11 protein-coding genes are annotated in these 11,712 nt (G+C 66.0%); 6 read left to right on the forward strand and 5 right to left on the reverse strand.

All coding sequences use genetic code 11. The annotated features are described in order from the left end of the window. The first annotated feature begins 1 nt into the window (after position 1). The 3 genes from qhpC (at position 2) to ACZ899_RS04805 (ending at position 3,329) form a co-directional block, all read left to right on the forward strand. Positions 2-325 carry a quinohemoprotein amine dehydrogenase subunit gamma gene (qhpC, locus tag ACZ899_RS04795; protein WP_050705338.1) on the forward strand — a complete coding sequence of 108 codons (324 nt, stop codon included), beginning with the start codon at positions 2-4 and terminating at the stop codon, positions 323-325. A gap of 19 nt (positions 326-344) precedes the next feature. Continuing rightward, complete coding sequence (peaD, locus tag ACZ899_RS04800; protein WP_234562562.1) at positions 345-1,466, forward strand: quinohemoprotein amine dehydrogenase subunit beta; 1,122 nt, start codon at positions 345-347, stop codon at positions 1,464-1,466. Positions 1,467-1,646: 180 nt separating this feature from the next. Further along, positions 1,647-3,329: an AMP-binding protein gene (locus tag ACZ899_RS04805; RefSeq protein WP_234562561.1), complete on the forward strand. Its 1,683-nt coding sequence runs from the start codon at positions 1,647-1,649 to the stop codon at positions 3,327-3,329. A 3-nt stretch (positions 3,330-3,332) separates the two neighbouring features. Here the strand turns inward: ACZ899_RS04805 and ACZ899_RS04810 are convergent, their stop codons facing one another. The 3 genes from ACZ899_RS04810 to ACZ899_RS04820 form a co-directional block, all read right to left on the reverse strand. Then, a complete protein-coding gene (locus tag ACZ899_RS04810) occupies positions 3,333-3,890 on the reverse strand; it encodes a TetR/AcrR family transcriptional regulator (protein ID WP_203652546.1) in 558 nt (185 codons plus the stop codon). A gap of 314 nt (positions 3,891-4,204) precedes the next feature. Next, positions 4,205-5,356, reverse strand: coding sequence for an acyl-CoA dehydrogenase family protein (locus ACZ899_RS04815; RefSeq protein WP_062363361.1), 1,152 nt, complete (start codon positions 5,354-5,356; stop codon positions 4,205-4,207). A gap of 16 nt (positions 5,357-5,372) precedes the next feature. After that, positions 5,373-6,443: an enoyl-CoA hydratase/isomerase family protein gene (locus ACZ899_RS04820; RefSeq protein ID WP_203652548.1), complete on the reverse strand. Its 1,071-nt coding sequence runs from the start codon at positions 6,441-6,443 to the stop codon at positions 5,373-5,375. 330 nt (positions 6,444-6,773) lie between these two features. Between ACZ899_RS04820 and ACZ899_RS04825 the strand changes: the two genes are divergently transcribed. From ACZ899_RS04825 to ACZ899_RS04835, 3 genes are all read left to right on the forward strand, one after another. Further along, a complete protein-coding gene (locus ACZ899_RS04825; RefSeq protein ID WP_232857244.1) occupies positions 6,774-7,622 on the forward strand; it encodes a helix-turn-helix transcriptional regulator in 849 nt (282 codons plus the stop codon). A 68-nt stretch (positions 7,623-7,690) separates the two neighbouring features. Further along, the gene (locus ACZ899_RS04830; protein WP_234562560.1) at positions 7,691-9,181 is read left to right on the forward strand and encodes an aldehyde dehydrogenase; all 1,491 of its coding nucleotides are present in this window, start codon (positions 7,691-7,693) and stop codon (positions 9,179-9,181) included. A gap of 22 nt (positions 9,182-9,203) precedes the next feature. Next, positions 9,204-10,586 (forward strand): aspartate aminotransferase family protein, encoded by a 1,383-nt coding sequence (locus ACZ899_RS04835; RefSeq protein WP_234562559.1) that lies wholly within the window; start codon positions 9,204-9,206, stop codon positions 10,584-10,586. 131 nt (positions 10,587-10,717) lie between these two features. Here ACZ899_RS04835 and ACZ899_RS04840 read toward each other — a convergent pair whose 3' ends face one another. Both ACZ899_RS04840 and ACZ899_RS04845 read right to left on the reverse strand, forming a co-directional pair. After that, the gene (locus ACZ899_RS04840; RefSeq protein WP_234562580.1) at positions 10,718-11,119 is read right to left on the reverse strand and encodes an ACT domain-containing protein; all 402 of its coding nucleotides are present in this window, start codon (positions 11,117-11,119) and stop codon (positions 10,718-10,720) included. A 102-nt stretch (positions 11,120-11,221) separates the two neighbouring features. Next, positions 11,222-11,710 (reverse strand): DUF2878 domain-containing protein, encoded by a 489-nt coding sequence (locus ACZ899_RS04845; RefSeq protein ID WP_186712405.1) that lies wholly within the window; start codon positions 11,708-11,710, stop codon positions 11,222-11,224. Between the last annotated feature and the right edge of the window lie 2 nt (positions 11,711-11,712).

Raw genomic sequence — 11,712 nt, forward strand, 5'->3', positions numbered from 1 at the left:
CATGAAGCACCTCAAACCGCTGAACAACAAGGCGCGCATCCTCGAACAGGCCGCCGCCGAAGACCGCGTCGACGAAGTGCTGGCCATGAGCGCCGTGGCCGGCTGCACCGCCACCACCGACCCGGGCTGGGAAGTGGACGCCTTCGGCGGCGTCAGCTCGCTGTGCCAGCCGATGGAGGCCGACCTCTACGGCTGCTCCGACCCTTGCTGGTGGCCGGCCCAGGTGCCGGACATGATGAGCACCTACCAGGACTGGAACGCCCAGGCGACCAACTCCGCCGAAGACTGGCGCAACCTCGGCACCGTATTCCCGAAAGACAAATAGAACGACAAGGGGAAACCGCATGAAAGCTGGATTCTGCGCGCAGCTCGCGCTCACCATTGCCGCCACGGCCTGCGCCTGGGCGGCCCAGGCAGATGATGCAGGCCCGGCCTTGAAGGCCGGCCATGAATACCTGATCGCCACCAACTACCCGAACAACCTGCATGTGGTCGAGGTGGCCAGCGACACCCTGTACAAGACCTGCCGCATGCCCGATTCGTTCGGCCCCGGCACGGCGATGATGGCGCCGGACAACCGCACCGCCTACGTGCTGAACAACCATTTCGCCGATATCTACGGCATCGACCTGGACAGCTGCAAGACCACTTTCCACGCCAACCTCTCCAGCGTGCCGGGCGAGGTCGGCAAGGCCATGTACTCCTTCGCCATCAGCCCCGACGGCAAGGAGGTCTACGCCACGGTCAACCCGAGCCAGCGCCTGAACGACCACTACGTGGTCAAGCCGCCGCGCCTGGAGGTTTTTCGCACCAGCGACGGCCTGGACGCCAAGCCCGTGCGCAGCTTCCCGATGCCGCGCCAGGTCTACCTGATGCGCGCCGCCGACGACGGCAGCCTGTACGTGGCCGGGCCGGACATCTACAAGCTCGACGTCAAGACCGGCCAGTACAGCATCGCGCTGCCACTGCGCAGCTGGAACCGCCCAGGCTACAGCGCCCCCGACGTGCTGTACTTCTGGCCGCACCAGAGTTCGTTGCATGAGTTCTCGATGCTCTACACCATTGCGAAGTTCAAGGATGCCAAGCAGGACCCGGCCACCGCCGAGCCGCTGTACGGCTACCTGAGCATCGACCTGAAGACCGGCAAGGCCCACACCCAGGAGTTCGCCGAACTGACCGAGCTGTACTTCACCGGCCTGCGCTCGCCCAAGGATCCGAACCAGATGTACGGCGTGCTCAACCGCCTGGCCCGCTACGACATCCAGCAGAAGAAACTGGTCAAGGCCGCCAACCTCGACCATACCTACTACTGCGTGACCTTCGACAAGGCCGGCGACAAGCTCTATCTGGGCGGCACCTTCAACGACCTGGCGGTGTTCGACCCGAACACGCTGGAGAAGGTGCGCAATATCAAGCTGCCTGGCGGCGACATGTCGACCACCACGCCGCAGGTGTTCGTTCGCTAGGGGACCGGGATTGTACATCCCCTTGTAGGAGCGGCCTTGTGTCGCGAAAGGGCCGCAAAGCGGCCCCAACAATATTTGCATCAACGCTGAAATCCAGGGGCTGCTGCGCAGCCCTTTCGCGACACAAGGCCGCTCCTACAGGGACCGTGCTTGGCCTGCAAGAACAACAAGAGAGTACCAATGAGCCAGTCTAGCTACAGCCAGGGCAAGTCCGACAAGCCATTGCTCACCCACTGCATCGGTGACGCTTTCGACGCCACTGTCGCCCGCTTCCCCGACCGCGAAGCCCTGGTGGTCCGCCATCAGCACCTGCGCTACACCTGGCGGCAACTGGCAGACGCTGTCGACCTGCACGCCCGCGCCCTGATGGCCCTGGGCCTGCAGGCCGGTGATCGCCTGGGCATCTGGGCACCCAACTGTGCCGAGTGGTGCATCACCCAGTTCGCCAGCGCCAAGATCGGCGCGATCCTGGTCAACATCAACCCGGCCTACCGCACCAGCGAGCTGGAGTACGCCCTGGGCCAGTCAGCCTGCCAATGGGTGATCTGCGCCGACGCCTTCAAGACCTCCGATTACCACGCCATGCTGCTGGACCTGGTGCCCGAGCTCGGTGCCTGCCGACCGGGCGAGCTGCAAAGCACCCGGCTGCCCGAACTGCGAGGGGTCGTCAGCCTGGCCGATACGCCACCCAGCGGCTTCCTGGCCTGGCCGGCGTTGCAGGCCCGCGCCGGCGAAACCGACGCCGGGCAACTGACCGCACGCCAGGCCAGCCTGCACCGGCACGAGCCGATCAACATCCAGTACACCTCCGGCACCACTGGCTTTCCCAAGGGCGCGACCCTCAGCCATCACAACATCCTCAACAACGGCTACATGGTCGGTGAAAGCCTCGGGCTGACCGAGCACGACCGATTGGTGGTACCGGTGCCGCTGTACCACTGCTTCGGCATGGTCATGGCCAACCTCGGCTGCATGACCCACGGCAGCACCCTGATCTACCCCAACGATGCCTTCGATCCACTGCTGACCCTGCAGGCCGTGGCCGAGGAGCGCGCCACTGCGCTGTACGGCGTGCCGACCATGTTCATCGCCGAGCTCGACCACCCGCGCCGCCACGAGTTCGACCTGGGCAGCCTGCGCACCGGCATCATGGCCGGCGCCACTTGCCCGATCGAGGTGATGCGCCGGGTGATCGACGAGATGCACATGAGCGAGGTGCAGATCGCCTACGGCATGACCGAGACCAGCCCGGTGTCGTTGCAGACCGGCGCCGCCGACGACCTGGAGCGCCGGGTGACCAGCGTCGGTCGCACCCAGCCGTGGCTGGAGAGCAAGGTGATCGACAGCGCAGGCTGCACCCTGGCACGCGGCGAGATCGGCGAGCTGTGCACCCGTGGCTACAGCGTGATGCTCGGCTACTGGAACAACCCCAAGGCCACCGCCGAGAGCGTCGATGCCGATGGCTGGATGCACACCGGCGACCTGGCGGTGATGGACGACGAAGGCTATGTGCGCATCGTCGGCCGCAGCAAGGACATGATCATCCGCGGCGGCGAGAACATCTACCCGCGGGAGCTGGAGGAGTTCTTCTTCACCCACCCGGCGGTGGCCGACGTGCAGGTGATCGGCATCCCCTGCAGCCGCTATGGCGAGGAGATCGTCGCCTGGGTCCGCCTGCACCCGGGGCAGGTGTTGGGCGCGGACGAGCTGCGCGAATGGGCGCGGGCGCGCATCGCGCATTTCAAGGTGCCGCGTCATTTCCGCTTCGTCGACGCATTCCCGATGACGGTGACCGGCAAGGTGCAGAAGTTCAGGATGCGCGAGATCAGCATCGAGGAGCTGGCTGGCGGCACCGATCGATAGTCGTCAGCCTTGTGGCCGGGCACCGTTGAGGAACAATTGCTCGACCGTCTGCGCAGTGTTGGCGCTGGCGGCGCGGCCGCGGTGCTCGGCATCGACCATGCCGTAGATCATGGTCATGAAGATCTCGGTGAACACTGCCGCGCTGATGTCGATGCGTAGCACGCCCAACTGTTGGGCACGCAGGAAGAACGCATCCATGGCCTGGATATAGACCTGCCAGCGCAGGTCCTCGGCGTCGTTGAGCAAGGTATCGGGGCGGTACTGGAACATCAGGAACATCAGCAGTTCGCGATGCTTGAGGTGTTCGGCGATCAGGTGTCGGATGCCGGCCAGCGGTTCGACGCGCTCGAGGTCGGCTTCAAGAATGACCTGGTTGAGCACCTGCTCGCCATGGTCCTCGAGCAGTTTCACCAGGTTGTCGCGGGTGCCGCAGAAGCGGTGCAGGGTGGCCTTGCTGACCCCGGCGGTTTCCGCCAGCTCCTTGAGGGTGGCGCGGGGGTGGACGACAATGGCCTGGGCCAGGGCCTTGAGCAGGCGTTCTTCCTGGAGGGTTCTACGCATGTGGGACCTCGAGTCGGGGTTCGGCGACGAAATATCCACAATTGTATCATATGAGACGAATAAATCTCATAAAGGGTGCGCAAGGCCGCTCTCACGGAACAAAACACAATTCTTTGATTTGACTGGGGCAGCGTGGGAGCGGGCTTGCCCCGCGATGCGACGTTTGGCACCGGCTACGCCGGTGATCGCGGGGCAAGTCGCATCGGCGCACCGCCGCTCCCACGCTGGAACTCTGTTACCTGCGCGACAGCGTAGCCCGAAGGGCTGGGCGATCTCCTACAGGGATCGTGCGTGGCTTGAGGCAATGGCCGGGCTCACACCGTGTAATGCTTCAACTCACGCGCAATCAGCATGCGCTGGATCTCGCTGGAGCCCTCGTAGATCTGGGTAATGCGCGCATCGCGATAATACTTCTCCACCGGATAGTCTTCCAGGTAGCCGTACCCGCCATGCACCTGGATCGCCATCGAGCAGACCCGCTCGGCCATCTCCGAGGCAAACAGCTTGGCCTGGGAGGCCTCCGACAGGCAAGGCTTGCCGGCGCTGCGCAGGCGCGCGGCATGCAGGATCAGCAGGCGAGCAGCGTTGACCTGCACCTGCATGTCGGCCAGCAGGTTGGCGATGCTCTGGTGCTCGTTGATCGGCTTGCCGAACTGGATGCGCTCGCGGGAATAGGTCAGCGCCGCCTCGAATGCCGCGCGGGCAATGCCCAGGGCCTGGGCGGCGATGCCGATGCGCCCGCCTTCGAGGTTGGACAGGGCGATGGCCAGGCCCTTGCCGCGTTCGCCCAGCAGGTTGGCGGCCGGGATGCGGCAGTCGTCCAGGGTCACCGCGCAGGTGTCGGAGGCACGAATGCCCATCTTGTGTTCGCTGCGGTCGACCTTGAAGCCTGGGTTGTCGGTCGGCACCAGGAAGGCCGAGAGGCCTTTCTTGCCCAGCTCCGGGTCGGTCACGGCGAAGACGATGGCCAGCTTGGCGCGGCGGGCGTTGCTGACGAACTGCTTGGCGCCGTTGATGACCCACTGGCCATCGACCAGCTCGGCGCGGGTGCGCAGGTTGTGGGCCTCGGAGCCGGCCTGTGGCTCGGTCAGGCAGAAGCAGCCGATCGCCTCGCCACTGGCCAGTTGCGGCAGCCAGGCCTGCTGCTGCTCGGGCGTGCCGTAGGCCAGCAGCGGGCCGCAGCCCACCGAGTTGTGGATGCTCATCATCGCCCCGGTGGCGCCATCGGCGGCGGAGATTTCCTCCACCGCCAGGGCGTAGGCCACGTAGTCGGTGTAGCTGCCGCCGAACTGCTCCGGGGCGACCATGCCGAGCAGGCCCAGTTCGCCCATCTTGCGCACCACGTCATCGTCGATCCAGCCGGCCTTTTCCCAGGCCTGGGCATGGGGCGCGATCTCGCCGCGGGCGAAATCGCGGGCCATGTCGCGGATCATGATCTGCTCTTCGCTCAGTTCCAGGTCTTGCATCTGTGTACTCCCGGGCTCACAGGCCTTCGAAGAATTGGTCGACCCGCTGGGCAGTGAGGCCGGCCAGGGTCGGCGGGTTCCAGCGGGGTTGCTTGTCCTTGTCGACGATCAGGGCGCGCACGCCTTCGATGATGTCGCCGTGGGCGAACCACTGGCGGTCGATGTGCAGTTCCATGGCGAAGCAGTCTTCCAGGGCCAGGTGGCGGCCACGGCGCAGCAGTTCCAGGGTGACCGCCATGGCCAACGGCGAGCGTGTTTCCAGCAGGTCGGCGGTATCCAGCGCCCATTGACGGCTGTCGCCGATGGTCACGGCGCGCAGTTGCTCGATGATGCTCGGCAGGTCGGGCAGGGCGAAGAAGTGGTCGATCACCGGGCGCAGTGTCGCCAGCGGCGCGTCCGCCAAGGTCTGTGTGCCCTGCTTGGCGAGCAAGCCTTGCAGGTCCTTGAGCGGGTTGGCGCCGAAGGTCAGGCGGTCGAGCCCGTCATCCAGGGCCGCGAGCTGCTCACTGTCGACGTACCAGTCGGCCAGGCCGCAGTAGAGGGCATCGGCAGCCTTGATCTGGCTGCCGCTGACGCCCAGGTAGATACCCAGTTCGCCCGGTACCCGGGGCAGGAAGTAGCTGCCGCCGACATCCGGGAAGTAGCCGATGCCCACCTCGGGCATGCCCAGGCGGCTGCGTTCGGTGACGATGCGCAGGTCGCAGCCCTGGGCCAGGCCCATGCCGCCTCCGAGGGTGAAGCCGTCCATCAGCACCAGCACCGGCTTGCGGTAGCGGTGGATGCACAGGTCCAGGGCGTATTCCTCGACGAAGAAGTCCTCGTGCAGCTTCTCGCCGGCCTTGTAGCTGTCGTGCAGCGAGCGGATATCGCCACCGGCGCAGAAGCCCTTGGGGCCCTCGCCACGCAGCATCACGGCGTGCACCTGCGGATCCTGGGCCCATTGGTCGAGGTGGCGCTGCAGGCTGCGTACCATGTCCAGGGTCAGGGCGTTGAGGCCGGTGGGGCGATTAAGGGTGAGGTGGCCAATGTGGTTGCGGACCTCGGCCAGTACCTGATCCGTTGCCGAGGGTTGAGCGTGCGCGGTCATCGCGGTCTCCCTGCTTTGTTATTGATTTTCCAAGTGAAGTCCTGGAATGCGCGGGCGGATCGAACGATCCTGTCATGCAAAATTACCCTGCACAATTGGCAAATCTGCAGGGTTACCCTGCATTTTTGTCGCCATGCGCATTCCAAGTCTGATGCAGCACTGTAGCAACTCCACGCCCCCTGTAGGAGCGGCCTTGTGCCGCGAAAGGGCCGCTCCTACAGGGGGACGTGCAGCAATTGAGACTGGCTCCTCACCCCGAAGGGTGATAGCCGCCCCGTCCCCCCCATGAAACAATCCCGCCCAGCACTCACCCTGGCGGGGACAACAACAATGAGCAACGCCCAGCTGAATTCGCCCGACTGGTACGCGCAGATGGCCCGCGTGGTCGACGCCATTGGCACGCCCGGCTTCGTCGAGGCGTTGTTCGCTGCCCTCAACCAGCTGGCGCCGTGCCAGGCCATCACGGTGTTCCTGTACCCGCGCAAGGGCTTGCCGTCGGCGCTGTTCGCCAAGGACGACGAGGGGCCCTGGCTGCCCGAGGGCAATGTGCAGAAGTACCTCGAAGGCTACTACCTGCTGTGCCCGTTCTACCGCGCCTGCATGGACGGCATGCCCGCCGGCTGCTACCGCCTGAGCGATGTCGCGCCCGATCATTTCAAGCGCAGCGAGTACTACACCTCCTTCTACCAGCATGCCCACCTGGAGGACGAGCTCAACTACCTGGTGCCGCTGGACGCCCAGCTGTCCATCGCCGTGGCCCTGGGCAGCACCCGGCGCCTGGGCAGTCGCCAGGTGGCCGAGCTCAAGTGCGTTGCCGCCTGGGTGGTGGCAGTGGTGCGCCGACACTGGGGGCAGTTGGATGCCGAGGCCCTGGGCGGACGCTTCGAGAGCGCGCTGGGGCGGCAGATCAACGCCGCGCTGAACAATTTCGGCTCATCCCTGCTCACCGAGCGTGAATGCCATATCGCCCAATACCTGCTGCGCGGCCATTCCACGCGCTCGCTGGCCGAGCGCCTGGGGATCAGTGAGGACACCGTCAAGACCCACCGCAAGAACCTCTACGCCAAGCTCGACATCGCCACCCAGGCCGAGCTGTTCTCGCTGTTCATCGCCTCGCTGGCCCAGGCCCAGGAAGGCCTGAGCAAGGACCCACTGGAAAGCTACCTGCGGCGGCGCTGAACCACCGTTTCACCTCATCCAGACAACGACAATCACCGGCCCCGCGTGTGGCCGGAGGGGAGACCTGCGTGCATACGAAAAGCGATTGGCAGCAGCGCGCTGCACGGCAAAGCTTCATCACCACCGCGTTGATCGACGGCCGCCCGGTGGCGGCCCGTGACGGCGCCACCTTCGCCGCCATCAATCCGGCGACCGAGCAGTGCCTGGCCCAGGTCGCCGCCTGCGCCGACCACGAGATCGATCAGGCGGTGCGCGCAGCCCGTCGCGCCTTCGAGCACGGGCCCTGGGCACGCATGGCGCCGGCCGAGCGCAAGCGCGTGCTGCTGCGCCTGGCCGAGCTGATGCTGGCCCACCGCGAGGAACTGGCGCTGCTTGACTCGCTGAACATGGGCAAACCGGTGATGGACGCCTACAGCATCGACGTGCCCGGTGCTGCGCATGTGTTCGCCTGGTATGGCGAGGCGCTGGACAAGCTCTACGACCAGGTCGCGCCGACCGCCGCCAGCGCCGTGGCAATGATCAGCCGCGAGGCGCTGGGCGTCATCGGCGCGGTGGTGCCGTGGAACTTCCCGTTGGACATGGCCGCCTGGAAGGTCGCCCCGGCACTGGCCGCAGGCAACAGCGTGGTGCTCAAGCCCGCCGAGCAGTCGCCATTCTCGGCCCTGCGCCTGGCGGAGCTTGCATTGCAGGCGGGGTTGCCGGAAGGCGTGCTCAACGTGGTGCCGGGCCTGGGTGAAACCGCGGGCCGCGCCCTGGGGCTGCACCCGGACGTGGACTGCCTGGTGTTCACCGGCTCCACCCAGGTGGGCAAGTACTTCATGCAGTACTCGGCGCAGTCCAACCTCAAGCAGGTGTGGCTCGAATGCGGCGGCAAGAGCCCGAACCTGGTGTTCGACGACTGCCGCGACCTCGACCTGGCGGCGCAGAAGGCGGCGTTCGGCATCTTCTTCAACCAGGGCGAGGTGTGCTCGGCCAACTCGCGGCTGTATGTGCAGCGCTCGATCCATGACGAGTTCGTCGAGCGCCTGCTGCGCCAGGCCCGTGAGTGGCTGCCGGGCGACCCGCTGGATCCGGCCAGCCGCGCCGGCGCCATCGTCGATGCAGGGCAGGCCGCGCGCATCGAGGCGGCCATCGCCCAGGGCCGGGCCGAGGGCGCGCGCCTGCTGTGCGGCGGCGAGCGGCTGAGTGTCAACGGCTCGCAGAACTTCATCACGCCAACGATCTTCACCGATGTGCGCCAGGACATGGCCCTGGCCCGCGAGGAGATCTTCGGCCCGGTACTGGCGGTCAGCGCCTTCGACGACGAGGAGCAGGCCATCGCCTTGGCCAACGACAGCGTCTACGGCCTGGCCGCGTCGGTCTGGAGCGACGACCTCAACCGCGCCCACCGCGTGGCCCGGCGGCTCAAGGCCGGCACGGTGTCGGTCAACACCGTCGACGCCCTGGACGTGACCGTGCCGTTCGGCGGCGGGCGCCAGTCGGGCTTTGGCCGCGACCTCTCGCTGCATTCGTTCGACAAGTACACCCAGCTCAAGACCACCTGGATCCAGCTGCGCTGACATTCACCCGAGGAGAACAACAATGAACGCACCTTTTGCGCCCAAACGCGACACCCGCGACTACCAGGCCAGCGACGCCGCCCACCACATCCACGCCTTCCTCGACCAGAAGGCGCTCAACGCCGAGGGGCCACGGGTCATCACCCGGGGTGAAGGCCTGTACCTGTGGGACAACGACGGCCGCCGCTACCTGGACGGCATGTCCGGCCTGTGGTGCACCCAGCTCGGCTATGGCCGCAAGGACCTGACCGCCGCCGCCGCCGCGCAGATGGACCAGCTGGCGTACTACAACATGTTCTTCCACACCACCCACCCGGCGGTGATCGAACTGTCCGAGCTGCTGTTCAGACTGCTGCCGGGCCACTACAGCCACGCCATCTACACCAACTCCGGCTCCGAGGCCAACGAGGTGCTGATCCGCACTGTGCGTCGCTATTGGCAGGTGGTCGGCCAGCCGAGCAAGAAGATCATGATCGGCCGCTGGAATGGCTACCACGGCTCGACCCTGGCGGCCACGGCGCTGGGCGGGATGAAGTTCATGCACGAGATGGGCGGGCTGATCCCGGACGTTGCGCATATCGACGAGCCGTACTGGTTCGCCGCGGGCGGCGAGCTGACCCCGGCCGAGTTCGGCCGACGCTGCGCCCTGCAACTGGAGGAGAAGATCCTCGAGCTGGGCGCCGAGAACGTTGCCGGTTTCATTGCCGAGCCGTTCCAGGGCGCCGGCGGCATGATCTTCCCGCCCGAGAGCTACTGGCCCCAAATCCAGCGCATCTGCCGCCAGTACGATGTGCTGCTGTGCGCCGACGAGGTGATCGGCGGTTTTGGTCGCACCGGCGAATGGTTTGCCCACCAGCACTTCGGTTTCGAGCCCGACACCCTGTCCATCGCCAAGGGCCTGACCAGTGGCTACGTGCCCATGGGCGGGCTGGTGCTGAGCAAGCGCATCGCCGAGGCGCTGGTGGAGCGGGGCGGGGTATTCGCCCACGGCCTGACCTATTCCGGTCACCCGGTGGCAGCAGCGGTGGCGGTGGCCAACCTCAAGGCCCTGCGCGACGAAGGCATTGTGCGCCAGGTCAAGGAAGACACCGGACCGTACCTGCAGCGCATCCTGCGCGAGGTGTTCGCTGATCATCCGCTGATCGGCGAGGTGCAGGGCGCCGGGTTGGTGGCGGCGTTGCAGTTCGTCGAGGACAAGGCCACGCGCAGGCGTTTCGCCAATGAGAACGACCTGGCCTGGCAGTGCCGCACGTTCGGCTTTGAAGAGGGGGTGATCATTCGCTCCACCCTGGGGCGCATGATCATGGCGCCGGCGCTGGTGGCCAGCCGAGGCGAGCTGGATGAGCTGGTGGAGAAGACCCGTATTGCGGTGGATCGGGTGGCGGGGATGGTGGCAAAGCGTTGATGACCCATCGCGGGGCAAGCCCGCTCCCACGAATCGCGTGGGAGCGGGCTTGCCCCGCGATATATCCTTAACCCTGGATGAACAGCCGCGCAGGGCTGGTGCCCCAGGCGGGCGGTGAACCTGACGTATGGTTATCCAGCGTTGTCTGACAGCGCCTTCAACACCGCCATGGCGCTCTGGGCGTCGTCGACACCGACAAAGATGTGGTCATGGTAATAGGCCGCCACCACGTTGCAGCTGATACCTGCTTTACCCAGCGCGGTGGCGAACGCCGCAGTCAGGCCCACGGCCTCGAGGGAAGAGTGGACGGTCAGGGTGATCCAGGCGCACACGTAGGTGTAGGGCAGCTGCATCGCGTCCGCGACCGTTCGCTCCAGGATGACCGTCCAGCCTTCGCGCTCCCTGAAACTGCCGATGATGTTCAGGTCTTGCAGCTGTGAGGTGTCGGTGACTGTGGCAAAGACATACTCGCCCTCATTGAGTAGGGGACTCATGGACTGGAGGAGTTTTTCAATCGAGGTTTCGCCATGCATCGTGTGGGCTCCTGGGGTGGTGAGCGGGCAGTCTAGAGGGTTCACCGGGGACGATTGAAATTAGCATTGCACGCAGGGCATTAGGACAATCGATGTCGCCACTCAGCGCCACGCGGCCAGGCGCACCAGCGAGGGCAGCAGCAGCGCCCAGATCGGCGCCAGCAGCAGGGCGGTGGTGATTGCGCCCAACGGCAGGTCGACCTGCGCCAACCGGGCACCGGCCAGATAGGCCAGCGGTCCGCCCAAAGCGCCGAGCAGTGCCCCGCGCCAGAACGGTCGGCCGGCCCAGGCCAGGCTATGGCGCAGGCCGCTGGCCAACACCAGCCACATCAAAGCCAGCCACAGGGGGAGCGGACGGCTGTCGAAAGTAAACACGCCAATCGCGCCCAGCAGGCTGTCCACCAGGCAGCCGGCCAGCGTCACGCGCAGTAGCGCCCAAGCCTCGCCAGGGCGATCCCGGCACAGGTATACATGCACCGCCATGACCGGCGGCACCACCAGCAGCAACCCGGGCCATCGCGCGCCGAGCACGCACAGCCACCAGCCGGCCTGCAGCCACAGGGCATTGGCGATCAGCCAGCCACGGCGCATGG

The sequence above is a fragment of the Pseudomonas sp. TE31087 genome (assembly GCF_057284075.1).

Coding starts and splice junctions, on each gene's coding strand:
- qhpC (WP_050705338.1), top strand. CDS start 2: ATGAAGCACCTCAAACCGCTGAACAACAAGGCGCGCATCCTCGAACAG.
- peaD (WP_234562562.1), top strand. CDS start 345: ATGAAAGCTGGATTCTGCGCGCAGCTCGCGCTCACCATTGCCGCCACG.
- ACZ899_RS04805 (WP_234562561.1), top strand. CDS start 1,647: ATGAGCCAGTCTAGCTACAGCCAGGGCAAGTCCGACAAGCCATTGCTC.
- ACZ899_RS04810 (WP_203652546.1), bottom strand. CDS start 3,890: ATGCGTAGAACCCTCCAGGAAGAACGCCTGCTCAAGGCCCTGGCCCAG.
- ACZ899_RS04815 (WP_062363361.1), bottom strand. CDS start 5,356: ATGCAAGACCTGGAACTGAGCGAAGAGCAGATCATGATCCGCGACATG.
- ACZ899_RS04820 (WP_203652548.1), bottom strand. CDS start 6,443: ATGACCGCGCACGCTCAACCCTCGGCAACGGATCAGGTACTGGCCGAG.
- ACZ899_RS04825 (WP_232857244.1), top strand. CDS start 6,774: ATGAGCAACGCCCAGCTGAATTCGCCCGACTGGTACGCGCAGATGGCC.
- ACZ899_RS04835 (WP_234562559.1), top strand. CDS start 9,204: ATGAACGCACCTTTTGCGCCCAAACGCGACACCCGCGACTACCAGGCC.
- ACZ899_RS04840 (WP_234562580.1), bottom strand. CDS start 11,119: ATGCATGGCGAAACCTCGATTGAAAAACTCCTCCAGTCCATGAGTCCC.
- ACZ899_RS04845 (WP_186712405.1), bottom strand. CDS start 11,710: ATGCGCCGTGGCTGGCTGATCGCCAATGCCCTGTGGCTGCAGGCCGGC.